Annotated in this window: 25 protein-coding genes; 16 read left to right on the top strand and 9 right to left on the bottom strand. The window is 69.4% G+C overall.

Features of this window, described 5'->3' with window-relative positions; all coding sequences use genetic code 11:
• Window positions 1–631: 631 nt before the first annotated feature.
• Window positions 632–1,408: an IclR family transcriptional regulator domain-containing protein gene (locus tag BZB76_RS30630; protein WP_121437886.1), complete on the bottom strand. Its 777-nt coding sequence runs from the start codon at window positions 1,406–1,408 to the stop codon at window positions 632–634.
• Between the two features lie 139 nt (window positions 1,409–1,547).
• On the opposite strand from BZB76_RS30630, the gene BZB76_RS30625 reads away from it, so the two are divergent.
• The 3 genes from BZB76_RS30625 to BZB76_RS30615 are packed head-to-tail and all read left to right on the top strand — an operon-like array spanning window position 1,548 to window position 3,315.
• The gene (locus tag BZB76_RS30625) at window positions 1,548–2,231 is read left to right on the top strand and encodes a DUF4286 family protein (protein WP_121437885.1); all 684 of its coding nucleotides are present in this window, start codon (window positions 1,548–1,550) and stop codon (window positions 2,229–2,231) included.
• Between the two features lie 28 nt (window positions 2,232–2,259).
• Window positions 2,260–2,823 carry a carboxymuconolactone decarboxylase family protein gene (locus BZB76_RS30620; protein WP_121437884.1) on the top strand — a complete coding sequence of 188 codons (564 nt, stop codon included), beginning with the start codon at window positions 2,260–2,262 and terminating at the stop codon, window positions 2,821–2,823.
• 18 nt (window positions 2,824–2,841) lie between these two features.
• Window positions 2,842–3,315: an NUDIX hydrolase gene (locus BZB76_RS30615; protein ID WP_121437883.1), complete on the top strand. Its 474-nt coding sequence runs from the start codon at window positions 2,842–2,844 to the stop codon at window positions 3,313–3,315.
• Between the two features lie 31 nt (window positions 3,316–3,346).
• Here the strand turns inward: BZB76_RS30615 and BZB76_RS35435 are convergent, their stop codons facing one another.
• A complete protein-coding gene (locus BZB76_RS35435; RefSeq protein WP_211343257.1) occupies window positions 3,347–3,979 on the bottom strand; it encodes an excalibur calcium-binding domain-containing protein in 633 nt (210 codons plus the stop codon).
• 154 nt (window positions 3,980–4,133) lie between these two features.
• Here BZB76_RS35435 and BZB76_RS30605 point away from each other — a divergent pair, with 154 nt between their 5' ends.
• Window positions 4,134–4,535, top strand: coding sequence for a PPOX class F420-dependent oxidoreductase (locus BZB76_RS30605; RefSeq protein WP_121437882.1), 402 nt, complete (start codon window positions 4,134–4,136; stop codon window positions 4,533–4,535).
• Between the two features lie 18 nt (window positions 4,536–4,553).
• Here the strand turns inward: BZB76_RS30605 and BZB76_RS30600 are convergent, their stop codons facing one another.
• From BZB76_RS30600 to BZB76_RS30590, 3 genes are read right to left on the bottom strand one after another with little or no spacing between them, the layout of a single operon-like run.
• Complete coding sequence (locus BZB76_RS30600; protein WP_121437881.1) at window positions 4,554–5,432, bottom strand: SAM-dependent methyltransferase; 879 nt, start codon at window positions 5,430–5,432, stop codon at window positions 4,554–4,556.
• A 39-nt stretch (window positions 5,433–5,471) separates the two neighbouring features.
• Window positions 5,472–6,110 (bottom strand): hypothetical protein, encoded by a 639-nt coding sequence (locus BZB76_RS30595; protein ID WP_121437880.1) that lies wholly within the window; start codon window positions 6,108–6,110, stop codon window positions 5,472–5,474.
• Window positions 6,107–6,532, bottom strand: a complete 426-nt coding sequence (locus tag BZB76_RS30590; protein WP_121437987.1) for an ATP-binding protein — start codon at window positions 6,530–6,532, stop codon at window positions 6,107–6,109. The genes BZB76_RS30595 and BZB76_RS30590 overlap by 4 nt, the downstream gene beginning before the upstream one ends.
• 358 nt (window positions 6,533–6,890) lie before the next feature.
• Between BZB76_RS30590 and BZB76_RS30585 the strand changes: the two genes are divergently transcribed.
• Together BZB76_RS30585 and BZB76_RS30580 are read left to right on the top strand one after the other, a co-directional pair.
• Window positions 6,891–7,757 carry a hypothetical protein gene (locus tag BZB76_RS30585; protein ID WP_121437879.1) on the top strand — a complete coding sequence of 289 codons (867 nt, stop codon included), beginning with the start codon at window positions 6,891–6,893 and terminating at the stop codon, window positions 7,755–7,757.
• A 279-nt stretch (window positions 7,758–8,036) separates the two neighbouring features.
• Window positions 8,037–8,492 carry a hypothetical protein gene (locus BZB76_RS30580; RefSeq protein ID WP_147339620.1) on the top strand — a complete coding sequence of 152 codons (456 nt, stop codon included), beginning with the start codon at window positions 8,037–8,039 and terminating at the stop codon, window positions 8,490–8,492.
• Window positions 8,493–8,575: 83 nt separating this feature from the next.
• Here the strand turns inward: BZB76_RS30580 and BZB76_RS30575 are convergent, their stop codons facing one another.
• The 3 genes from BZB76_RS30575 to BZB76_RS30565 form a co-directional block, all read right to left on the bottom strand.
• Window positions 8,576–9,778: an McrC family protein gene (locus BZB76_RS30575; RefSeq protein ID WP_121437878.1), complete on the bottom strand. Its 1,203-nt coding sequence runs from the start codon at window positions 9,776–9,778 to the stop codon at window positions 8,576–8,578.
• Entirely contained in the window at window positions 9,775–10,734 is a 960-nt protein-coding gene (locus BZB76_RS30570) for an McrB family protein (protein WP_121437877.1), read from the bottom strand. Before BZB76_RS30570 ends, BZB76_RS30575 begins: the two co-directional genes overlap by 4 nt.
• A gap of 98 nt (window positions 10,735–10,832) precedes the next feature.
• Window positions 10,833–11,063 carry a hypothetical protein gene (locus BZB76_RS30565; protein ID WP_121437876.1) on the bottom strand — a complete coding sequence of 77 codons (231 nt, stop codon included), beginning with the start codon at window positions 11,061–11,063 and terminating at the stop codon, window positions 10,833–10,835.
• Between the two features lie 1,356 nt (window positions 11,064–12,419).
• On the opposite strand from BZB76_RS30565, the gene BZB76_RS34385 reads away from it, so the two are divergent.
• From BZB76_RS34385 to BZB76_RS30535, 6 genes are all read left to right on the top strand, one after another.
• A complete protein-coding gene (locus tag BZB76_RS34385) occupies window positions 12,420–14,228 on the top strand; it encodes a hypothetical protein (protein WP_147449609.1) in 1,809 nt (602 codons plus the stop codon).
• Window positions 14,225–14,671, top strand: coding sequence for a hypothetical protein (locus BZB76_RS30555; RefSeq protein WP_121437874.1), 447 nt, complete (start codon window positions 14,225–14,227; stop codon window positions 14,669–14,671). Before BZB76_RS34385 ends, BZB76_RS30555 begins: the two co-directional genes overlap by 4 nt.
• Window positions 14,671–15,180 (top strand): hypothetical protein, encoded by a 510-nt coding sequence (locus BZB76_RS30550; RefSeq protein WP_121437873.1) that lies wholly within the window; start codon window positions 14,671–14,673, stop codon window positions 15,178–15,180. The genes BZB76_RS30555 and BZB76_RS30550 overlap by 1 nt, the downstream gene beginning before the upstream one ends.
• Window positions 15,181–15,641: 461 nt before the next feature.
• Entirely contained in the window at window positions 15,642–16,505 is an 864-nt protein-coding gene (locus BZB76_RS30545) for a helix-turn-helix domain-containing protein (RefSeq protein ID WP_121437872.1), read from the top strand.
• Between the two features lie 14 nt (window positions 16,506–16,519).
• Window positions 16,520–16,708 carry a DUF397 domain-containing protein gene (locus BZB76_RS30540; RefSeq protein WP_121437871.1) on the top strand — a complete coding sequence of 63 codons (189 nt, stop codon included), beginning with the start codon at window positions 16,520–16,522 and terminating at the stop codon, window positions 16,706–16,708.
• A 13-nt stretch (window positions 16,709–16,721) separates the two neighbouring features.
• Window positions 16,722–16,916 carry a DUF397 domain-containing protein gene (locus BZB76_RS30535; protein WP_121437870.1) on the top strand — a complete coding sequence of 65 codons (195 nt, stop codon included), beginning with the start codon at window positions 16,722–16,724 and terminating at the stop codon, window positions 16,914–16,916.
• A gap of 12 nt (window positions 16,917–16,928) precedes the next feature.
• On the opposite strand, the gene BZB76_RS30530 is transcribed toward BZB76_RS30535, so the two are convergent.
• Window positions 16,929–17,615 carry a hypothetical protein gene (locus BZB76_RS30530; protein WP_147449608.1) on the bottom strand — a complete coding sequence of 229 codons (687 nt, stop codon included), beginning with the start codon at window positions 17,613–17,615 and terminating at the stop codon, window positions 16,929–16,931.
• Window positions 17,616–18,242: 627 nt separating this feature from the next.
• Here BZB76_RS30530 and BZB76_RS30525 point away from each other — a divergent pair.
• From BZB76_RS30525 to BZB76_RS35030, 4 genes are all read left to right on the top strand, one after another.
• Entirely contained in the window at window positions 18,243–19,505 is a 1,263-nt protein-coding gene (locus BZB76_RS30525) for an outer membrane protein assembly factor BamB family protein (protein WP_121437868.1), read from the top strand.
• 113 nt (window positions 19,506–19,618) lie between these two features.
• On the top strand, window positions 19,619–20,785 hold the full coding sequence (locus BZB76_RS30520; RefSeq protein WP_121437867.1) for an epoxide hydrolase family protein: 1,167 nt from the start codon (window positions 19,619–19,621) through the stop codon (window positions 20,783–20,785).
• A gap of 161 nt (window positions 20,786–20,946) precedes the next feature.
• Window positions 20,947–21,117, top strand: coding sequence for a hypothetical protein (locus BZB76_RS35035; RefSeq protein ID WP_170180829.1), 171 nt, complete (start codon window positions 20,947–20,949; stop codon window positions 21,115–21,117).
• Between the two features lie 28 nt (window positions 21,118–21,145).
• Window positions 21,146–23,710 (top strand): ATP-binding protein, encoded by a 2,565-nt coding sequence (locus BZB76_RS35030; protein ID WP_420534837.1) that lies wholly within the window; start codon window positions 21,146–21,148, stop codon window positions 23,708–23,710.
• Window positions 23,711–23,786: the final 76 nt, after the last annotated feature.

Genomic DNA, 23,786 nt, shown 5'->3' with positions numbered 1-23,786 from the left:
TGTACGCCGGTTAGAAGGCGAGTGTGACCGACGTACCGATCAGGGTCAAGAGCCCGCCAAGCGAGAGCCGTCAGGCATGACCCTGCCCAAGAAGCACGCGCAGGACCTGTCGCAAAGTGACCTCAACCCACGCGCGAACGCGTAACCGCCAGTTGCAGCAAAGCCGAAGGCGAGCGAAACCGGGCAGATCGCGAAGCGATGCGCGCTCGCCCCAAGCCCGGCCACGCAGCGAGCCGCCAGACGAGCGCAGTCGGCCAGGCCTGCAAGAACACAGCGACCTCAGCCCGCAAACGCGTTACCTACCCGTGCAGCAAAGCCGAAGGCGAGCGAAACCGGGCAGAACGCGAAGCGATACCGCGCTCGCCCCAGACCCGGCCACGCAGCGAGCCGCCAGACGAGCGCAGTCGGCCAGGCCTGCAAGAACACAGCGACCTCAGCCCGCAAACGCGTTAACTACCCGTGCAGCGAAGCCGAAGGCGAGCGGAGCCGGGCGGATCGCGAAGCGATACCGCGTTCGCTTCAGGAACGGTCACGTAGCGAGCCGCAAGGCGAGCGAAGTGGGCCGCAAGGCGAGCGAAGTGGGCCGCAAGGCGAGCGAAGTGGGCCGCAAGGCGAGCGAAGTGGGCCGCGACTAGCTCGACGGGACGAAGTCGATGTCCCGGGAGATGGCGTCGGCCGCCTGCACGACCAGCGGGACGAAGCGTTCGTACAGGTCGGCGACCGAGACGCGGCCCGCGTTGGCCGAGATGTTGATGGCCGCGATCACGGCGCCCGAACCGTCCCGGACCGGTGCCGCCGCCGAGCGGACGCCCTCCTCGCGTTCGCCGTCCACCACCGCGTAGCCCTGTTCGCGCACCCGGTCGAGTTCCGCCGCCAGCGCGGCCGGGTCGGTGATGGTGTGCGGGGTGAGCTGGTCGAGCCGCATCGTGCCGATGCGCTCGCGGAGCCGGTCGGGGGGCAGTGCGGCCAGCAGGACCCGTCCCATGGACGTCGGGTGGGCGGGCAGCCGCGAGCCCACGTTCAGCACGATCGACATGCTGCGTTTGGCGGGCACGCGGGCGACGTAGACGATCTCCTCGCCGTCCAGGGTGGCCGCCGAGCACGACTCCCGCGCCTCCTCCGCCAGCCTGCGCATGTGCGGCTGGGCGCGCTCCCAGATCGGCAGTGAGGCGAGGTACCCGTAACCGAGGCGCAGCACGCGCGGCAGCAGCCGGAACCGGCGGTCGTCCACCTCCGCGAACCCGAGCCGGACGCAGGTCAGCAGGATGCGCCGGGCGGTCGCCCGGGACAGGCCGGTGAGCTCCGCCGCCTCGCTCACGGTCAGCGTCGGATGGTCCGCCGAGAAGGCCTCCAGCACGCGGAACGCCTTCTCGACCGAGTCGATCACATCCGGGTCCTGCCTTGACATTCCTGAACTCCCGACTCCAATGTTATCTACCGACGCACGAAAGTTCGTCAGTAGAACGGATTCCGTGGACAACCCTAGTCTCCGGCATCCGGGACGGTCCCCGGGATCCGGGGACCTCGCCGAGCAAGGAAGGCCCATCGTGCCCGAAGACGTGCGGGAGGGCGGGACCGAAGGTCTGCTCTACGTCCTGTCCCAGCCACGGGACGGCGACGAGGACGCGTTCCACGACTGGTACGACGGCGAGCACGGCCCCGCACGGCTCGCCCTGCCGGGCGTCCACCAGGGTCACCGGTACCGCGCCGTCGACGGCCGGGCGCCGTCCTGGCTCGCATGGTACGACCTTGACCTGGACGTTCTCCAGACGCCCGAGTACCGCCGGTTGCGCGAGCGGCGCAGCGCGCGGGAGACCACGGTCATGGCCGCGCTGGAGGTCCTCGACCGCCGGATCTACGCACTGGTGGACGAGCACGGCGCGCCCGCCGCCGCGCCGCCGCCGATCCTGCTGGCCCGCGCGATGACCGTCGAGCCCGCGCGGGAACCGGATTTCCACGCCTGGTACGTCGAGGAGCACATCCCGGCCCTGCACGCGCTGCCCGGCTGGCGCCGGACCCGGCGGTACGCTCTCGTGGACGGCGACGCGCCCCGCTTCCTCGCCCTCCACGAGATCGACGATCCGGGCGTCTTCGACGGCGACGCCTACCGGGCGGCGACGAACACGCCGTGGCGTACCGAGGTCATGCGCACCCTCACGGCCGAGGAACGCCGGGTCTTCGCCTACCACAACAGCTTTCAGACCGGTGGCGACCCCGCCGGCGCCCGCTGACCGACCACCTTTCTTTCCGGGGGAACACATGCCTGCCCGCGTCGACGCGTTCCGGCCCGCCGACCTGACCGCCGAACAGCGCGCCCTCTACGACCGGCTCCTCGACAGCGCCCGCGCCACCACGAGCCGTCCGTTCCCGATCACCGACGAGGAGGGACGGCTGCGCGGCCCGTTCAACGGCATGCTGCTCAGCCCCGAACTCGGCAACGCGCTGCAGGAACTCGGCACCGCCGTCCGCTTCGGGACGGGTTTCACCCCGAGGCAGAAGGAACTGGCGATCCTCGCGGTCGCGGCGCACGAACGTTCCGAGTACGAGTGGGCCGTGCACAGCCACGCGGCGCTGCACGCCGGAATCACCGAGGACCAGCTCGCCGCGATCCGCGCGGGCGGCGACTGCGGCCTGGACGACCCGGTGGAGATCGCCGTCCTCGCCGCGGCCCGCGAGCTGGCCGCCAGCGGCGACCTCACCGACGACGGCTTCACCGCGGCGACCGACGTCCTCGGCCTTCCCCGCCTGTACGAGCTGGTGACGCTCGTCGGCTACTACCGGCTCGTCGCCGACCAGCTCCGCGTCCTCCGCGTCACCGACTGAACGGCTACCATCTGCGCAATGAGGATCCGGTTCGCCGCCGCGACCGCGCGGGCCTGGAGACGGCTCGGCGGGCGGACGCAGTGGCGCCTCGCCCGGCTCCGGCACCGGACCTTCCTGGTGTACGCGGGCGGGATCGTCCGCGACGACGACGGCCGCGTCCTGCTGCTGCGGCACCGGCTCTGGCCCGCGTACCGGGCGTGGGGCCTGCCCGGCGGCTATGTCGACGCCGGTGAGCGGCTGGAGGACGGCGTCGCCCGCGAGGTGCGGGAGGAGACGTCCCTGGAGGTGAAGGTCGGCGGCCCACCGGCGGCGGTCGCCAGCGGTTTCCGGCACCGGATCGAGACGTACTACGAGGCCCGCGTGACCGGTGGACACCTCGATCTGGACGCGGCGGAGATCCTTGAGGCCCGCTGGTACGCCCTGGACGACCTGCCGAACGAGATGTCCCCGCGCCTGCGAGCACTCATCCTCTCCCTGACGCCCCCGTCCTGATCTCCGCCCACCGCGGGGACGGACGATCGCGTTACGGCTGCTCTCCCGGCGCCGGCTCCGAGGGTTCCCCACCGGGCTCGGTGTCGGACGGCGGCTCCCCGGGCTCCGGCGGCTCCTCGCTCGGAGGTGACGGCGGTTCCGTGCCCGTGTCTCCGTCGGACGGCGCCTCATCCGGCGACGAGGGATCCGGAACCTCATCCGGCGGGGAACTCGGCGGCTCGCTCGGCAGGGGGCTCGGCTCCTCACTCGGCGGCTCGCTCGGCGACGGCCAGTACGTCCAGGGCTCACAGTCGATGCCGTCACGGTCACGGTCGAGGTACCAGTAGTACTCGGGGTCCACGCCCCTGACGTAGGGGCCGTAGCCGTGGGCGTTGGCCTGCGCGCACGTAGCGAAGCGCGGGTCGAGACCGTCCCCTGGGCGGGGGTCCGGAGACTCCTCACCGGGCTGAGGCGGAGGTGGCGTCCGCGGCGGTGGTGGCGGCGTCGGCGGAGCCGAGGTGGGCGGCACGGTCGTCCCCGGCCGCCCGGCCTGTTCAGGTTCGTCCGAACCCGTTCCGCACGAGAGGAGCGCTCCGAGCAGGACGGCCGCGGCCAGAACGGCGAGGACCACCCTGAACCAGCGGTGTGCGACACGGTCGGCAAGAGAACGGGGTGGTTCCGGCATGGTACGTGGCTCCCTCGTGGAACCCGCCGCACCATGACATCCAGTTCACAGCAAATCTTCGGATACCAACAGAAGGAGCACGTCTCCCGGAGGCGAATATCTCGCCAAATGCCGCGCTTGACCTGAAGATGAGTTGAGGTTCCATGCTGGGGCCATGTTCCTCACCGACATCGAGCGCGACTACCTCGCCACCCAGCGTCTGGGCCGGCTGGCCACGGTCGGCCCCAAGGGCGACCCGCAGAACAACCCCGTCGGGTACACCTACAACGCCGACATCGGCGCCTTCGACATCCGGGGCTGGAACCTCACGAAGTCCCGCAAGTACCGCAACATCGCCGGAAACGACCAGGTGGCCCTCGTCATCGACGACCTGGCCTCGGTCCGGCCCTGGCACGTCCGCGGCATCGAGATCCGCGGCCGCGCCGAGACGCTCGTGGAGGACCCCGCGCCGGGCTCCCCGTTCGGCCCGGACCTGATCCGCGTCCACCCGCACACCATCTTCACCTGGGGCCTCGACCCCGCCGTCGAGGGCATGGCCAAGCGCACCGCCGCCTGACCTCCCGGCCCCGGACGGTCAGGACCTGCGGCCGACGCCCGCGTAGGCCGGGATCCGACCGCCGTAACCGGGGGCCTCCTCGACCGGCGCGCCGCGCCGTTCGTCGAGTCTCACCACGGTGGAGCCGTCCGGGGTCGGCTCGTCGGGGCGCCAGTCGGTCAGCCACGACAGCCCCGGACTCACCAGGTCGTACCCCTTGAACAGTTCCCGGATCCGCTCGTGCGACCGCAGGTGGACGGGGCTGGCCGTGCGGCGGTAGACCTCCTTGGCCCGCTCTGTCTCCTCCGGGACGGCCTTCTCCAGCAGATCCCCGGTCAGATGCGAGACGACCAGGTGACTTCCCGGGGCGGTGGCGTCGCGGTACCGCGCCACGAGACTCGGGGGATCGTCGGAGTCGGCGATGAAGTGCAGGATCGACACCATCATCACCGCGATCGGACGGTCGAAGTCCAGGAGCGCCCGGGTCGTCTCGTGGCGCAGGACGGCGTCCGGACACCGCAGATCACCCTCGACGACGCCCACCTGGCGCGGGTTCCGGATCAGCGCGCGGCTGTGCGCGCAGACCGTCGGGTCCCAGTCGACGTAGACGACACGGGCGGCCGGATTCACCGATAACGCCACCTCGTGCACATTGCTCTGGGTGGGGAGCCCCGCGCCGATGTCGAGGAACTGCGTGACCCCCGCCTCCCCCACCAGATACCGGACCGCGCGCATGAGAAACGCCCGGTTGGCGCGCGCCCCGATCCGCGACCCCGGCATCGCCGCGATGACCTTCTCCGCGGCCTCCCGGTCGGCGGCGTAGTTGTCCTTTCCGCCCAGGTAGTAGTCGTACATCCGGGCGACGTTGGGGACCGCGGTGTCGACGCCCGACGGCGGAGTGGGCCCTACTTCCCCCATGGCCGAGACCTTTCGTCCGAACTGGTCGACCGACAGAAATCAACACATCATGACAGAGATGGTAAAGCGGTGACACGGCCGTTTCCGGATCCGGCCGACCCCTACCACCCCGCCCGGCAGTGCGTGTACTCGCGGACGCGGACTTCGAACGGCAGGGAAAGCCAGCGACTGAGCGCCCCGGTGTGCCGGTCGACGGTCAGCAGTGGGGCGGGGTCGTTGCGGGCCGTCGGCGGCGCGGGCAATGAACCCGTCCGCGAACTCCTCGATGATCACCGGGACGGGCAGGGCGCCGCGACCGAAGTGGGCGTCGGCGCGGCGCCACGCCTCGGCGCGGTCGACGGTCCCCGGGTGGACGGTGTAGGCGGCAAGGACGTCGGCGACGCCGTGCAGAGTGCGGCAGTGGCGGGAGTCGCAGCCGCGGCAGACCTGCCCACCGTGCGGGTCGTCGCCGGGCCGGTGCGCGGAGAGCACGCAGGTGAGCGCGGCCGTGCCGGCGAGCACGAGACGCCGGGACCCGGCGACGAACTCGCGGCTGTAAAGGTCGAGGTCCCCGGTGCGGACGAGTGCCGCTTCGATGGCGTGGACGTCGGCGCGCATCGCGGCGGTCATGGCGGCGTGGACCTGGTGGTGGACCTGGTGGTGGACCTGGTGGTGCGTCCAGGCGGCGGGTTCGTTCACGCGGCCCAGCTCCCCACGAAGACGGCGGTGACGGTACGGCCCTGGTCGTTGCCGTACCAGCCCCAGCTCGCCGCCGTGTGGGAGACGGTGCGCAGCCCGCGCCCGGACTCGGCGAGCTCGGCGGCGTCGAGCACGGCGGGCTCGCCGGGCCCGCCCTGGTCGGCCACCGACACGGCGACGCGCCCGCCGTCCCTGGCGATCTCGACGACGAAGAAGCCGCCGTCCTGCCCGGACTTGGTGTGGCGCAGGGCGTTGACGACGAGTTCGTCGGCGGCGAGCAGCACGTCGTCGAGGTAGGGACAGTCGGCCAGCAGGCAGCCGACGAACCGGCGGACGGCACGGGCCTGCTCGGCCCCGCCGGGGAAGGACCGCCGCCAGCACAGCGGCGCGGACTCCGTTGCCGGATGCATCGTCAGGGACATCAGAACACCTCGGGTCGTGACGGACATCTGTTGCGGATCGTTCGGGGGTCACCCCAGGTCCGCGCATCGATCGTCACAGGATGTCGCCGCCCATGCACGAAGAATTCGCACACCTGGCCCCCGGCCGGAGGATTGGTACGGACGGTCGTCAGACTTCCGAATTTCCCCTGTACAAATTTCGTCCTCCCGAATGGCGCAGGTCCTCTTATCTCCCCTATTCACCGACCGTGGCCAGATTCGGGGAGTACGCGGAGAGAATGCTGCCGACCCACGTCGAAACGGATCGGGCGGGAGCATGATGTACAGAAATTCGGAAGAACCACCCCCTTGGCTACGAAAGGAGCAAACCAAATGCCCGGTGAGCCTGGCCCAGCGGGCATGGATCGAGGAGTGGTTGAACTGGTGCGTCCACGAGTTCGGCCTGGTGCCGATCGTGCGCGGCCCCGTCCTGCCGACCTCGGGCTTCCTGCCCCACGGGTACGCGGGAACGCCCGCGCAGATCGCGGACCTGGTGGCCGGAGTGTGCGAGGTGATGGCGATCGTCGCGTCCGAACTCACCCTGGAACTCTTCGACCGGGCGAACGAAGACGGGTCGGCGGAACGAAGGACGGAACGCGTCGTCGGGCACTACCGGGTCGAGGACGGTCAGACGATCATCGGCCTGGACCGTACGGAGGCCGCGGACGCGCGGTACCTCACGGCGATCATCGCGCACGAGATGTCCCATGTCCGGCTTCTCGGTGAGGGCCGCGTCGACCCCGACCGCAAGGACGGCGAGCGGCTGACCGACCTGCTCACCGTGTTCTTCGGCTTCGGGATCTTCACCACGAACGCCGCGTTCCGGTTCGGCGCGGCCGCCCGGGGCTGGTCCGTGCGACCCCTCGGCCACCTGGACGACCGTATGCTCAACGCGGCCCGCAACGACGGCGCCGCACGGCTCGGCTACCTCACCCAGCGGGAGTTCGGCTACGCCCTGGCCTGCTACGCCTGGCTGCGGCACGAGCCCGACCCGCCCTGGGCGGTCCACCTGAACCCGGGCCCCCGCGAGTACCTCCGGCAGAGCCTGGCCTTCATGGCGAGCGAGAGCGTCCCCGGCATGCTTCCCACCCGCAGGACCGGTTACGGCCATTCGTCGATCCGCGTCGAACCCAAGACCGACCGTCCACGCCACCGACCCGCCCGCGGCGCGCACCCCCCGGACGCACAGGACAACCGCACGGACTGACCACGGACGGCGCGCGGAGTCCGTGGTCCGGTCATGGCAGGAAGGCCACGGACCGGCGCGCCGGACCGTACGATCTTTACGAACTTTACGAACACAGCCTCGCCTTCGACGAAGACCGTGGTAAGAATGGCGAAGCCCCCGACCACCGCACCCGCCGGAGTATGCGGCGCTCCCGATCGTGATTCGGTTCGTGTGCGCACGCTGCTCAGCGCGGTACCGAAGCGAAAGAGATCCCGGTCAATGGACTATTCGCTGGTTGAGATTCGCTATAACAACATCATGGCGTTGCGCCACTTCCTGCTGGACGGGCCCTCGGCGTGGCAGCCCCTCCACGGTGAGTTCCGCAAGGACGACGAGACGGCGGCCGGGTACGTGTCCCTGCTCCTCGGGGCGTTCAGCGTCGCGGTGCGCCGAAGGTTCCCGCCGAACTGCGACGCGGCCGAGATCATGCGGTTCGTCACGGAGCTGCGAATCAGTCACCAGGACGAGCCGGGCCTGATCAACCCACTGGTGGCCGAGGACGTGATCCGCCATACCGTCGACGCCTCGCCACTGGACGACGACGGCTCGCAGGACCTGACGACCGTCCTGGGCATCAAGGCCCACATCCTGCTCTACCTCGTCGCCGAGGCCGGTTTCTCCGACGCCGAACTGGACCGGTTCATCGACGATGTCGTTGCCTACACCGGCAACTGGCTCGCCGCACGGCGGGCCGAGATGATCACGCAGCCGTGAGCGGGGCCGCGAACGGGGAACGGCCGACCGATCCGCTCTTCGAGCCCCGCGCCGCCCTGGGCCGGCGTCTGGGATGAGCGCGGTCAGCGTACGACGGCGGCATCCACCGCGGCGATCCGGTGTGCGAGCCGCTCGACCTGGGCGCGGAGCCCGTCCGGGGACGACGAAAGGTCCAGCGCGGTCTCCGCGACCCGAAGACCGTCGGTGCCGGTGATGACATGGGTGTGCGTCTCGGTTTTCGAGGCGTACACCAGATAGCCACGGTCGAGCCTCATCGCCGTGCAGTAGGCCAGAACCTGGTACAGGTCGCCTTGGGGCGTGTCCCCGGTCTTGTACTTCGCGTCGACGACGGTCGAGGGGCGCCCGTCGGCGGTGTTGACGACGAGGTCGGGTCGGAGAGGTACCCGGCGTGCGCGGTCCAGATGGTGACGCTTGTCCTGGAGTTTCACCGTGCCCCCGTACGGACGGAGCGCTTCGGCGAGGGCGACGCAGACGAAGTCCTCGAAGACCCGCCACATCTCCAGCATCAGCCCGTCCACCCGGACGGTGGTGCCGTCGTCGACTTCATAGGACGCTCCGCGCAGGACGAGGGCCGCCAACCCGAGCGCGGTGTGATATCGGGTGTTGAGCCGGGACGGGCTCCAGGCGGGCGGCGGGCGGCCGGGGACGAGCCGTTCCACCCCGTCCAACCGCATCAACAGGTGACGGAGAAGCCCACGGGTAGCGGCGGGGACGCCCGGCAGGACGAGGAGCCTGTGGGCGGCGGCGAGCAGCAGCCGGTTCTCGGGGATGTCGGTGGTGTAGTCGTCGTAGCGCACCTCGACCGGAACGGGGAACCCGTGGCGCCGCCGGAGCTGGTCGGCCACGCGGATGCGTCCACGCACGACGGGCAGGGCCTCCTCCGTCTCGCGGTAGCCGAGCAGTACGCCTTGCCGCAGGGCCCGTTCGGCGGCCCGCGCGAACGCGTGCGCGAGGGCGGGCAGCAGGTCGGGCCGCCCTCCGGCGTCCACCTCCTCCTGCCGCCACCCGCGAACGCCGCGGGCGTGGCCGAGCAGGAAGAGGAGCCGGTCAATGGGCGTCTTGGGCTCGACGCGGATCTCGACCGGATCGCCCGTGGGTCCAACCCTCGCGGCGCCGACGAGGCCGTTGTCGCGGACCCGCCACAGCCCGGGGCGCGGCCCCGGCGCGACGCGCGCCAGCCCGGCCGCGGACAGGGCGGTGACCTGCTCCGGTGTGAGCTCGTGCTCGGTCCAGGGACCGTTCTCCCGGAGCCGGACGACGGTCACGTCAGCCCACTGCGCAGTGCGTCCAGTCCGTACCGCGCGGGGACGTCGGTGCCGTCACCGTAGTGGTGTTCCGCCAGCAGCGGGAGGATCTGGGTTCGCCAGATACGTTCCAGCCCGGCCTCGGTGGCCGCGCGGTTCCGCATCAGATAGGACGGGCCGATTCTGAAGTCGCGGTCTTCGATGCGGCTGTTGAGCTCGGCGAGCAGCCGCGCGGGCTCGTCCGGCATCTCCTCCCGGTGGAGCCACCGGGCGAGCATCTCTTGGACGGGCGGCGCGTCGGGGTGGAGCTCGGTGAACCAGAACCGTCGCCGCATGGCGGTGTCGACGAGGGCGATGGACCGGTCGGCGGTGTTCATCGTGCCGATGATGATGACGTTGCGCGGCAGGGAGAAGCCGTGGTCGTCCGCGGCGCCGTACAGGACGTTGACCCGGTCGTCCCGGTACTCCAGCAGGAAGTACAGCTCACCGAAGATCTTCGCGAGGTCGCCGCGGTTGATCTCGTCGATGATCAGCACGTAGGGCCGTCCCGGGTGGGCGAGGGCGGCGGCCACAAGCCTGCGGAACGGCCCGCGCACCAGGTCGAACGAGACGGTGCCGTCGTCGGCCTTCGCGGGCCGGTAGCCCTCGAAGAAGTCCTCGTAGGAGTAGGCGGGGTGGAACTGGACGAGTTGGACGCACTCCGGTCGGCCGAAGGTCAGGTGGCGGGCAAGGTGCCGCGCCAGGTAGGTCTTCCCCGTGCCGGGCGGGCCGTAGAGGATGAGCTGGGGCCGTTCGCGGAGCAGTTCGACGCATTGGCACGGACCAGAAGAGCGAGTACACGTACTTACTCGCCACCCGGACGGTCGACGGGCTTCCGCCCAACGAACCGATGGAGATCGACGTACGCGCGCGCCTGCTGGCGAAGGAGAACTGACCGCTCGCCGGGCGGGGCGAGGCGCCCCGAACGGCGGAGCCACCGCAAGGCTCGGGCTCCGATGAGCCGAGCCTTGCGGTGGCCGGTGCCGTCGTCACCAGGCAATGACCGGCCCCGCTGCGCGGCAACCGGCCAATCCGGTCACTGGACGAGCAAACCGCCCACGAGGTACGGAATGCTGCCCACGACGAGCCCTCCAAAGATGGCCGTGGCAACGGTCGCTCTCCGGCTCTTCGGCATGAGCAACGTGCTGAGGAAACCCACCAGACCGATCAGCGTCGCGAAGATCGCCGTTAAAGGAGAGAGCAGGAGAGCGAACACCGCACTCACCCCGAAGGCGAGCCGACGACCGTGGGCGACAGAGGGCGACATGACAGATACTTTCCTGACGTGACCAGGGCGTCCGCGATGTATTCGTGGCGGAGCAACTCCGTATGGCAACCCCGTTTGCCGACAGGGTACTCCCCGGCCCCGAACCCGTCCGCGCGCCGTTCGACGTGGGGGTGGTGCAGTGGCCCGTCCAGGTGTCGACCGTGGCACAGAACCTTTCGGTCTTGAAAAGTCCGAGTAGGCGAGGTACCCGTTTGTTCCCGGCTCCATCCGGTCGGGGAGGCCCCCCACTCTCAAGATGATCCCCGTACAGAATGTCTTCGGCCCTTCTCCTGCGAATGTGGGCGTGGAGCAGGGCGGCGGCGCCGAGACCCGCACTGAAAGACCTACGACGACCCCGCGTCCTCCGAACGGCTGTACGCGCCCCCGCCCGACAACTGCGGCTCCCCGTCCCGCAGACCCCGGCGCGTGGGCCGGTGGGGGCGGGGCTGGGCCCGGCCGAGGTCGGTGGCTTGACGGTCGGTCCCCAGGCCCGGATACGCCGCAGCGCAATCAACGCCGGTGTTGGTGACGAGAGCGAAGCTTGCACGGGGAGGGCAACGTCACGCACCACATCGACGGCAGCGCCGCGCTTCGCTCCAGGACGCGCAAGCGCAGGCGACCCGGACCCGCCGACCACGCACCGTGCCGGATGGCGTCGGAAAAGGTGGGAACGCGGGATCCTTTTCGGGGCGGGTCCGTCGTAGCCGGGCGTGGGCCAGGCAACGCGATCCTGACCGACGGCGCCGGGCGAAACTTGTCGGAGAAGATTGGCGAAGCACGGTTTTGACGGGAGAAGCTGAGCGGACGACGGTGCCCTGATCGATGACGAGACCAGGTTCGGTCCGTTGGCGGAGTGAGCTGCGGGTCGTTGCCGCTGGTTCATGTTCGTCCTCCCCCGACGTGCGCGGGGCCGGTGCGCCTGGACACCCTGCCCGAGCGCTCGGCGAGAGCGTCGTTGCGACAGCCGCTTGACTCCAACCGTGCGTGACCCTACTTGAGGCGAGTCGTTCCGGGAGCGTCCGGAGCGGCGAATGGGCGGGGTCTCCTTAGTTCAATTCGGACAAATAGTGCGTTGTCGTATCGCTTGAATGGTCAGCGTTCGCGCTTCGGTTCGCCATGTCAACACCGACTCTCAGGACGAAGCCGTTGCGTTTCGGGCACCTCGGCGGCTGAGGCGGAGGGCGGGTGCGGTGTGGGTGATTCTGAAGGGTGCAAAGTTTGGACGTGCGCGATTTCATAGGGGGCGGTGTGCCCTTGGATGTCGGCCCCGCGCGTTGAGGGGCACGCCCGGCGAGCGGTTCGCTGGACGATCTCGTCCGGGCCGGTTCGCGTCCCCCAACCGGAAGGGCTGCGAGCGTGGGCGTGGAGCAGGGCAGCGGGACCGACACCCGTACTGAGAACAGCGACAAGTCATCCTCGTCCGAACGGCCGTACACGCCCCCGGCCGACAATCCCGGCTCGCCCGAGCAGCCGTCCCGGTTAGAGAGCCGGGCGCGCGCCCGCGAAGCGCAGCAGGACAACGGGGGCCCGCCGGGCGGGGAACGCCACGACAAGCCCCAGACCACCAACGGGCAGCCACGCGAGAGCGGCAAAGACCGCGACTCCGGCGGCGAAGGTGGGGGCGAACGGCCCGGCCCGCGCGACCAGCAGTACCGCGACATGCCGGGATCACCCGGGCAGCCGTCCCGGCTGGAAAGCCAAGCGCGAGCTCGTGAGGCCCAGCAGGACAACGGAACCCAGCGGGGCGAAACCAAGGATTCCAGCGCCACCGCCGGACGGGACCGCGACGACGAACCCGCCGCCGCCCAGACACCCGAAGGCAAGGACCGCGACTCCGGTAACAGCGAAGCCGGGTCCGAGAGCGGACGGGCCGAACAGCCCGCCACCAGCGAATGGCCCAAACGCGACATGCCGGGATCACCCGAGCAGCCGTCCCGCCTGGAGAGTCTCGCCCGTGCCCGCGAAGCCCAACAACACGCGGCACAGGACCGCCAGACCGACGGCACCGAACCCGCCACCGACCGTGAGGACGGGCCCGCCACATCCCGGAACGGCGAAGCGGCCGGTAAACCCGAGATCCTCAGGCAGGACAACGACCAGAGCGAACCGCAGAAGGACGACGGCACCTCCGACGACAGCCGCACCGCCTCCGGCGAACGCGATCAGGAGGGACCAGCCGCCCGGACCACCGAGGCCGACCGCCCCCAAGACCGGGAACACCAGCCCCTCCCCCGGCAGGACGCTCCCGAACCCGCCACCACCGAGCAGGACACCCGGGACGCACGCGCCTCTCTGGGCGACAGCGGCGAAACCCCGCCCGAGCAGACCGGACAGGCCACCGATCAGGCATCCCCAGGGCAGCCGGAGGCCCGCCCGGACACCACACCAGGTGACCCCCGGCCGGGTGACCACACCACAGAGCCGACACGCGACGCCGAACACACCCCGCAGGCCCCGGACGGGGACACCGACCACACACCGTCCCCACCCGACAACCGGCCCGGCGAACAGGAATCCGCTCCCGAGGGCCAGACCACCGACCAGCCCACCGGAGCGCAAGAACCCGGCGCCGAAAACGACGACCGTGGTAAAAAAGCCGAAGACGACAACACCGAGCCGACGATCCAAGAGACTAAACGCTCCGGCCAATCCGGTGAAACGACGAAATCTGGCAAAGAGTTAGCTCCCCATGGAGAAAAGTCGACAGAAATCGAGCCTAGCCGCTACAAGGAACGCATCACCATCCCTGTTGACAGCGACGGCAAGCCGATTCCATCGAGTCGCCATGAGGTTCACACCGATACGCCGGGACGCGGCGAGCTCCGCCGCCCCGAGGACGACCCCGCAGACCGCGACCCGCGGGAGCGAGACCCCGAGCGGCCACGTAGTCCTAGGGACCTACGCCGGGAGATGATGGAGGCCGGCCCAACCTTCAAGAAGGACGTCAACGAGACCGCCAAGCCTGCGCTCGAACAATTCGATGCACGTCCCCCAAAGTCACAGCCATGCATTGGTCGTAACATTTCGGACCATATCAACAGCGTGGAACAGCCACTCAAGGCTGGCGACGCGCTGGTCGGTATCATCGGCAGCGTCATCTTGGGGACGGAACTAGTTCGTCTAGGTTTCGGCTTGAGGAAACGATCTAGGAACAAGGAAGAATGACCATAAACGATAGGCAAGTCGAAGCCCTGCATGTTCAACTCGCGGGACGACCCGCAGAAGAGCACCTTCGGCTGTTCAACGCACTCGACGAGACCGATCACATCGGATACGCGGCGCTGCTCGCCGCCGGACTCTTCGAAGCGATCCAGCGGCGCTTTGTCAAAGACGGCAAAGTTGCGGATCGTTCTGAGGTCATCGACTTCATCGCTACGGTACGCGCAAGAAGCGAGTCTTCTCCAGACGAAGTAAACCCCGACGTGGCAGAGCAAATCATCCTGCATGCACTGGGCAAGGGCTCGCTTTCCGGGATAGATAGCAGCGCCATTACACGCCACCAAATCATCTTGTTGGCCGGTTTGGTGGCACAGGCCCGCTACAACGAAGCTGAACTCAATGCCTTCATGAGAAAGATTTGTGCGGACGCGGAAGAGATGCTTGAATAGTGGACTATTCAGCCGTCGAAATTCGCGAGAAAAATATCCTGGCGTTACGGGCGTTCCTCTTGGAGGGGCCGGTGACGTGGGCGTCCCTACAAAGCGAGATGCAAAAGGACGATGAGACGGCGGCAGGCTACATGTCGCTGCTCTATGGGGCATTTAACGTCGCTGTGCGCCGAAAATTCGCACCAATCTACACCGTAGGCGACATCGTGCGTTTCGTAGCGGAGCTACGGATCAATTCTGGCGAGGAGGCGGGTCTGATCAACCCGCTCGTGGCCGAGGACATGATCCGCCGCGCCATCGGCGCACCCCCGTTGAAAGACGGTGGCCCGGACGACGTGAGTGTCGCCCTTCATGTCGAGGTCTACGTCCTCCTCCACCTCATCACCGAAGCCGATCTCGGTCGGGCGGGGCTGGAGCAGTTCATTGATGAGGCGGTCGCGTACACCGAGGAGTGGTTGGCGGCGCGGCGGGCCGAGGCGTCTGCTGCACCTTCCTCGGGGACGGTCTGAGAGCGGCGGTCTGGAGAGAGCGACCGGTCCCGGTGTCCGCCAAGGTTCACTGGATGCGTTCACTTGCGGCGAGTCGGGGTTCTGGGAGGCCGGATAACCGACACGCCGCAGATGAACGAACCTTGCCGTTCACGCACTAGCGAGGCGGGGGCGCAGTTGGGAGAGATCGGCCTGCTTGCCTGCATGTGGTTGTTTTGGGCAGTTCGGCCGGTATGCGGTGGAGGATAGGCGCGAACGCTCGAATCTGAATCCGACATTTGCTGCCATTCGACAGATATTGGTGTCGACTGAGTGGGCTTAAATCTATGGTGCTCGAATCGTGGACGTGCCGATTTTCGATCCCGCGCTTACATGTCGCGGCTTTGACCGAGCGTGACCATATGATTGCTCGATAGTCAAAGGATCGCACAGGGATAGCGATCACCACGGATCATGTCCGACGCGATATCGGGAGGACGATCATGCCAAGCCCCTACGTCCGCCGCCGTCAGTTGGCGGTCGAGATCCGCAAACTCCGCGAGAGCCGTGGCCTCACGGCCGACGCCCTAGCCAATCTCATGTACTACACCCGCTCAAAGGTCTCCCGGCTGGAGAACGCCCAGGGCCGCCCGGACCTCGCCGAAATCATGAACATGCTCAACCTCCTCGAAATCACCGGCAGCGAGTACGACAGACTCATCAAGCTCGCTCACGAGGCCGCTCAGAAGGGCTGGTGGGACCGGTACGGCATGTCCATGGGCCCCAGGCAGAAGCTCGCGGCGGACCTGGAGTACAACGCCAAGACCGTCCGCAGCTACGATCAGACCGCGATGCCCGGCGCGCTCCAGTGCCGTCCGTTCATCAAGGCTCTCGTCGAACTGGACCAGAGTCACAGGACTCTCGACTACCAGCCAGAACGGATGGCCGAAGCCCGCGAGCACAGGCAGCGCGAACTCCTCAGACCGGACGGCCCGTCCTACGAGACCATCTTGGACGAGTGCGTGATTCACCGCTTGGCCGTACCGCCACGGGTAATGATCGCCCAACTCCGGCACATGATCACGACGGTCTCAGACGACGCGCGGATCACGGTTCGGGTGCTGCTGCACAGCGCCCGCATCCCTGGAGGCTTCCTCCCGAAGTCATCCTTCTACCTGTACAAGTTCGCCGAACCGGCCGACCCACCCATCGCAATCGTCGACACCGTTACCACGGATCTCGTGGTTACCCAACGCGGCGAGGTGGCCCGGTATACCGGAATATACGACCGCCTCCGGGAGGTCGCGCTATCCACCGAGGACAGCATCGCCTTCTTCGATCGGGTAGCCAACCGGCTCACCGACTAGACAGAATCGGACACATGACCAAGCACTTCCACGGCTGGCGCAAGTCACGCCACAGCGAACCCAACGGCCACTGCATCGAGGTGGGCCGAGCAATCCACGGAACCATCGGAGTCCGCGACACCAAGCTTCACCACAGCCCCATCCTCGAGTTCTCACCGGCCGAATGGGCTCGTCTCCTCGAGCACATTCGTCGTGGCACCTGACAGGATTGGGTACGTGACGAAGACCTTCCACGGCTGGCGCAAGTCACGGCACAGCAACCCTGACGGCGGGTGCGTCGAGGTGACCCGTGGCCACAGGGGCACCATCGGCATCCGCGACACCAAGCTTCAGGGCAAGGGCCCAACTCTGGAGTTCACCAGGGACGAATGGCGGACCTTCCTCCAGGCGATCCGCACTGACGGTTTCTGACCCCTCCGAACATCAGTGGCCTTGGACGAGTTCGACTCGTACCAAGGCCGCTGGCATCTCTTGGCCGTCCGCGCCCACCTGTCTGGATGGCGCGGCCCTTCTCCGGGGCGGGTCAAGGATGGTCTCGTACGGCTCTCCCGTCTCCATCGCCTGCGCCATTGCATCGTAGACATCCGAGATCGGCGTTTTGGTACGCGCGAACCGCTCGGGATCGTTGCGCCGAAACGCCCCAAAGCTGTCCATGATGTAGTCCGCATCATCACGGCTGACGCCATAGAGGTGAGAGTAGGCGGCATCGAACTCAGCCTGCATCGCGAACCGCCGTCCCTCATCCCACACGAACGGCGCAGTGCTGTCTCCCGGTTCATGGGCGAAGGCGGCCATATCCCCTGCGGCACTCGGGAGCGTGCGGGGGCGGCGGCGGACGAACCTGTCGTCCTCGGTGCGCAGGCCGAACGTCGTCTCGATCCACCCGAACAGCGGGTCAGCGGTCCGGGCTTCGTAGGCGCGGGCCGGGCCTTGTTCCAGGACGGCGGTCATTGCGGCGCGAAGGTCGTCCGGGGACGGGTCGGTCTCCGTCGTGGCGCGGCGCAGGGTCTCACCGATCACCCGGTCCGGTCGCACGTCCGCGCCGAACAGCCTGGACGCGACGGCCGCGATCCGCATTCGGGCCTCTGCGAACGTCGCGCCCTTCGCCATGGTGGCCGAGGTGCCGACACACTGGAGGCCGGGCACGTCGCAGGGCGTCCCGCAGTCTTGCCGGACCCGGTGCCGGTCGTCAGGACGTAGCTGTCACCTGACTTCGCGGTCTCGATCGCGTCCCGCTGGTGCTGGTGAAGGGTGAGCGTGCGGGCGCCATCGTCGGACTCGTGCTTCTTCGCGCGGAAGAAGCGTGCGCAGTGGGAGGCCAGTGGACCTTGTCCTCATGCTCGTGCCGCAGATGCTCGGCGATCTTCACGTCACGGACCTGGACGAGGGAGGAGGTGTATCTCGAATAGTCCTCGATCAGCCGGTCGTGCACGCCGATGACGTCCAACCCGCCCCGCCCGTTCACGGCTTCTCAGATGAGGCCCCGGAAAGCCGCCGGGTGACGAGCTTTCGGGAAACCGTAGGCCGCAGGGGTGGTCGTCAAACCAGTATGTCTCTTGATCTGTCTGTTGATTGAGTTAACACGAATCGGTCCCGGATGCGTCTCGGGAATGGTTTTCGTGGTAGGAACTACGCGTGCCTTCGCCATTTGACTCCTCTGCTCTGCCACCGGGGTCTGAACGGGGTCGCCGGAAGCTTCAGGACCCTCGGTACCTGGTCTTTCTCATCTTTCCGGTGATGTTCGCCGTCATGGCGTTCTTCGTCGTGCGGGACGTCTTCTTCGGTGGCGGAACATCGTCAGGGCCGACGGCGAGGTTGGCGTGGTGGCTCGACAATGCCAGGGCGCCGTCGAGTCCGCACGATCCCCTGGCGTGGCCGTCCGGGGACGCGCTGGTGCTCGCCGCCGGGCGGCAGGTGACCGGGTACGGCGTCGTGGACGGGACGAGGCGCTGGGCCGTGGCGCTGCCCGGAGACCTGTGCGCCGCGTCCAAGGTGATGTCGGGCGGCCGGATCGCGGTGCTGCACGGTGGTGGAACGTTCGAATGCGACCGCGTGCAGGTGATCGACGTCGGGCGTGGCGCGACGGTGTGGCAGCGGCCGTTGCCGCCGTGGGACTCCAGTGACGACAAGGAGACCCAGGTGGTCATCGCGGACGAGACCGTCGCGGTGCAGCGGGAGGACGAGGGCATCAACGCGTTCCGGCTGCGTGACGGCCGGCCCGTCTGGCGGCACATCGGGCTGCTCAAGGGCTGCCTGTACTCAGGGGTCGGCGGTGGCGCCGCGCTGGTCGCCGAACTCAAGTGCCGGGGCGGCCTGACCACCGCGATGCAGTTGCTCGGCGCGAATGACGGCAGGCCGCGATGGACCCGGCAGCTCGGTGAGGACACCGGTCTGTCGGGGATCTTCTCGACGGACCCCGTCATCGTCGGCCTCGGCGACGGGTACGGCGGTCAGGTCCAGGAAGTGATGATGCTCGACGAGGCCGGCGCCCCGGTCGGGCGGGTGAGGTTGAGCCGTGACACCAGCCGCTTCGTCCACTGCCCGGACGGGGAGGTCACCTGGTGCAACGGGATCGTGCTCAACGGGACGACGGTGTACCTGCGCGTGGCGTCCGGGACCTTCAGCGGACAGAAGGTCGTCGCCCACGATCTGAGCACGGGACGCCTGCTGTGGGAGAGCGACCTCGGGGCGCAGGCCCAGCCGGTCCCGGTGGCCTGGGAGGGCGGCCGGTTGATCGCGGCGCATCCACCGCTCACGTTGAAACGCCGTTCCCCCAACCCCGGCGCCGTGGTCGCCCTCGACCCGCGCACCGGACGGTCGACCAGACTGCTGTCGATCCCCACGTCGATGGCCGGCGTCCACGAGATGATCAAGCAGGAGGCCCGGCCGTACTGGGTGAACGGGCACTTCGTCCTGGTCCGGCAGGAGTTCCGGACGCGTCCCGAGCCGGTCCTCGCCGCCTTCGGACCGCCGACGGAGAAGCCCGCCGGCAAGAAGTGAGGTAGGGACGCTCCGGCTCCGCCCCGGAGCCCCTCGTTCGACTCCTGACTGGAATAGATGATTCCGTTCTGTTAGTATGAGAACAGAACGATCCGTTCCAAACAGGGAGCAACATGAGCGCCGCCAGCGAGATTCGTCCGTTCCGCATCGACGTCCCCGAAGCAGATCTGCGGGACCTTCACGACCGGCTCGCCCGCACCCGGTGGGGCGCGGCCCTGCCCGGCGCGGCCTGGGAGCGCGGCGTCCCCACCGACTACCTGCGCGAACTCGCCGAGTACTGGCGCACCACCTACGACTGGCGCGCCCAGGAGGCCAAGCTGAACGAGTTTCCGCAGTTCATCACCGAGATCGACGGGCAGAGCGTCCACTTCCTGCACGTGCGCTCCGCCGAGCCCGACGCGCTGCCGCTGCTGCTGAACCACGGTTGGCCCGGCTCGGTCGTCGAGTTCCTCGACATGATCGGCCCCCTCACCGACCCGCGCGCCCACGGCGGTGACCCCGCCGACGCGTTCCACGTCGTCATCCCGTCCATGCCGGGCTTCGGCTTCTCCGGCCCGACCCGCGAGTCGGGCTGGAACACCGACCGCGTGGCCCGCGCGTTCGCCGAGCTGATGAGCCGCCTCGGCTACGACCGCTACGGCACGCAGGGCGGAGACATGGGCGCGTTCGTCGCGCCGGAACTCGGCCGCATCGACTCCGACCGCGTCGTCGGCGTCCATGTGAACGCCGCCACCTACGGTTTCATCCCGTTCGGTGACGTGCCCGACGAGGACAGGGCCGCCCTCGACGACCGCGAACGCGCCCGCCTCGACCGGCTCGCGAACTGGAACCGGGACGGCAGCGCCTACTTCCAGATCCAGGCGACCCGGCCGCAGACCCTCGCCTACGGGCTCACCGACTCCCCCGTCGGTCAGCTCGCCTGGATCGTCGAGAAGTTCAAGGAGTGGACGTACCCGTCCACCGACCTTCCGGAGACCGCCATCGACCGCGACCGGATGCTCACCGACGTGATGCTGTACTGGCTCACCGACACCATCGGCTCGGCCGCCAACATGTATTACGAGAACATGCACGGTGACGGCTCCTGGAACACCGAGCCCCCGACCACCCCGACCGGTGTCGCCTGCTTCGCCGAGGACGTCGCGATCCGCAGGTACGCCGAGCAGGCCAACAACATCGTCCACTGGTCCGACTTCGACGAGGGCGGTCACTTCGCCGCGCTGGAGCGCCCCGAGCTGCTCACCGCCGACGTCCGCGCCTTCTTCCGGCCCCTGCGCTGACCCCCGGCCGAGACCGCCCGTCCCCCGGACCGGGCGGTCTCGTCGGTGCCACCGGCCGCGATAGGGTTCCGCGATGATCGAATTAGTGGGATTCGACGGAGCCGTCGAGGCGGGGGTCGCCGCGTTCTGCGCGGGGACGGAGCCAGCCCGGCGACCAGGAGGTGTGGCACCGGCTGACCGGGGCGGGCGTCGAGCCGTGGCTCGCCGACCGGCTGCTGGTCTTCCTGCCGATGGCGTTCACGCGGCGGCTGCTGCCGAACGTGTCGTTCCACGACGTGCTGGTGACGCCGGGCGGACGGGTGAGTCTGCCTCGCGGCGGCGCGGCTCGCTGACGGCGACGCGGGCGCGGTCGTCCCGTCGCTGCGGGAACTGGTGGACGCGCAGCCGCTGCGGGAACGGGCGCGGGCCCTGCTGATGCGGGCGTTGCACGGCGACGGACGGCAGGCGGAGGCGCTCGGGGTGTTCGAGGCCGGGCGGCGGCTGCTGGCCGAGGAACTCGGCGCCGACCCGTCACCCGAACTCGCCGACGCGCATGTCGCGATCCTGCGCGGCGAGCCGACGCGGGCGGCCCGGACGAACCTTCCGGCGCGGCTCACCAGCTTCGTCGGACGGGAGGAGGAACTGCGGCGGGTCGGGAAGATGCTCATGGACGGGCGGCTCGTCACCCTCCTCGGACCGGGCGGAGCGGGAAAGACTCGGCTGGCGGTCGAGGCGGCGGAGCGGGAGGACGGGGAAATCTGCTTCGTGGACCTGGCCCCCGTCGGCGGTGGGGAGGTGCCGAAGGCGCTGCTCGGGGCGCTCGGGCTGCGGGAGGGCGGGATGCGGCCGGTGCCCGGTGGGCCACCGGACCCGGTGGAGCGCCTGGTCACCGCGCTGGACGGGCGGCGGGCACTGCTCGTCCTGGACAACTGCGAGCATGTCGTGGCGCCGGTCGCGGAACTCGCGCACCGGCTGCTGAGGGCGTGCCCGCGGCTGCGGGTGCTGGCGACCAGCCGGGAGGCGCTGGGCATCACCGGTGAGGCGCTGCTGCCCGTGCCGCCGCTGGAGCCGCCGCCCGAGGGCGTCCCGGCGGACGAGATGGCGGCGTACCCGGCGGTACGGCTGTTCCTCGACCGCGCGGAGGCGGTGCGTCCTGGATTCGCCGTCGACGACGGGAACGCCGCGGCCGTCGCGGGCATCTGCCGGGCACTGGACGGGCTGCCGCTGGCGGTCGAACTGGCGGCCGCGCGGCTGCGCTCGCTGCCGGTGACCGAGGTCGCGACGCGGCTCGACGACCGCTTCCGGCTGCTGTCGCGCGGCGACCGGACGGCAGCGCCCCGCCACCGGACGCTGCGGGCCGTCGTCGAGTGGAGCTGGGACCTGCTGGACGAGGCGGAGCGGACGCTCGCCCGGCGGCTGACGGTGTTCTCCGGCGGGTTCACGCTGGCGGCGGCGTCCGACGTCTGCGGGGTCGGCGACGCGGGCGAACTCGTCGCCGGGCTGGCCGACAAGTCGCTGGTGCTGAGCGACGGCACCCGGTACCGGATGCTCGACACCATCCGCGCGTTCTGCGCGGAGCGGCTCGCCGAGGCGGGTGAGACGGAACGGTTCGAGCGGGCGCACGCCGCGTTCTTCCTCACGCTGGCGGAGCGCGCCGACCCGCGACTGCGCGGGTCCGAGCAGTTGGAATGGCTGGAGCTGCTGGCGGCCGACCACGGGAACCTGCACGCGGCGCTGCGACGGTCCGTGCGGGCCGACCCGGCGCCGGCGCTACGGCTGACCGCCGCGCTGACCTGGTACTGGTGGCTGCGCGGACGGGTCGAGGGCGCGCCGCTGGCGGTCGAACTGCTCGACGCGGTCGACGACCCGCCGGAAGGCCTGGAAGAGGAGTACGTCCTGTGCGTCACCTCGGCCGTGGCCGGCGGTGTCACCGGGGAGCGCACGGTGGCGTGGCTCGACCGGGCCGAGGCGTTCCTGCGGCGGATCGAACGGCCACTGGCCCATCCGGTCGCCATCGTCCTGTGGGCCCTGACCGCCGGACCCGGCCGCACCGACCTGGAGATCTTCGCCAAGCAGGTCGGGGACGATCCGTGGTCGCGGGCGCTGGTGCGGATGAGCGACGTGTTCATCGCGCAGGCGAACGGCGACGTCGCGGAGATGGAGCGGGCGGGCGCCCTGGCCCTGCGCGGCTTCCGGGAGTGCGGCGACCGCTGGGGCACGGCCAACTCGCTGGACCCGCTCGCTCAGGTAGCCGCGCGGCGCGGTGACCGCGACCGGGCCCTGGAGTTGCTGGACGAGGCGGTCTCGCTCATGGAACGGCTCGGCGCGCTGGAGGACACCGCCGACCTGCTGTACCAGCGCGGCTTCGTGCACATCCTCGACGGCGACCTGGACGCGGCGCGGGCCGAGTTCGAACGCGGCATCGACACGGCCCGCCGCGCCGGGACCCCCGACAAGGTCGCGGGCGGCTACCACGGGCTCGGCGAGGTGGCGCGGCTGCGCGGGGACGTCGCCGCGGCACGGCGGCTCTACGAGACGGCGCTGAGCGGGTACGCCTCCGAACGGTTCATCGCCGCCGCCGTCCGCGGCTCGGCGCTCGTCGGACTCGGTCGGCTGGCGGCCGCGGACGGCGACCACGACCGGGCCCGCGCGCTGTTCTTCGAGGCCCTCGACATGTCCCTGGACCATCCGATCTTCATGTACCGGGCGAACGCGGGCGTCGGGCTGGCGGGCGTCGCGGTCGCCGAGGGCGACGGCGAGCGGGCGGCGACGCTGCTCGGCGCGTCGGCGGTGCTCCGGGGCGTCCAGGTCGCCGGTGACGTCGACGCGGCGCGCGTGGCGGCCGGGGCGCGCGGCCTGCTCGGCGATCCGGCGTACGAGGCGGCGTTCGGCCGGGGCGCCGCGCTGTCCCGCGAGGAGGCGCACGCGCTGCTGGCCGTCCGCTGACCGTCCGCCGACCGTCCGCCGACCTGCGGGCCTCGGGACCGTCAGCGGACGGTGCGCGGACGGTCAGCGCCGCCCG

This window comes from Actinomadura pelletieri DSM 43383 (assembly GCF_003634705.1).
Taxonomy (GTDB): domain Bacteria; phylum Actinomycetota; class Actinomycetes; order Streptosporangiales; family Streptosporangiaceae; genus Spirillospora; species Spirillospora pelletieri.
The sequence above is the reverse complement of the archived record's forward strand: the minus strand, read 5'-3'. Positions and strand labels throughout refer to the sequence as shown.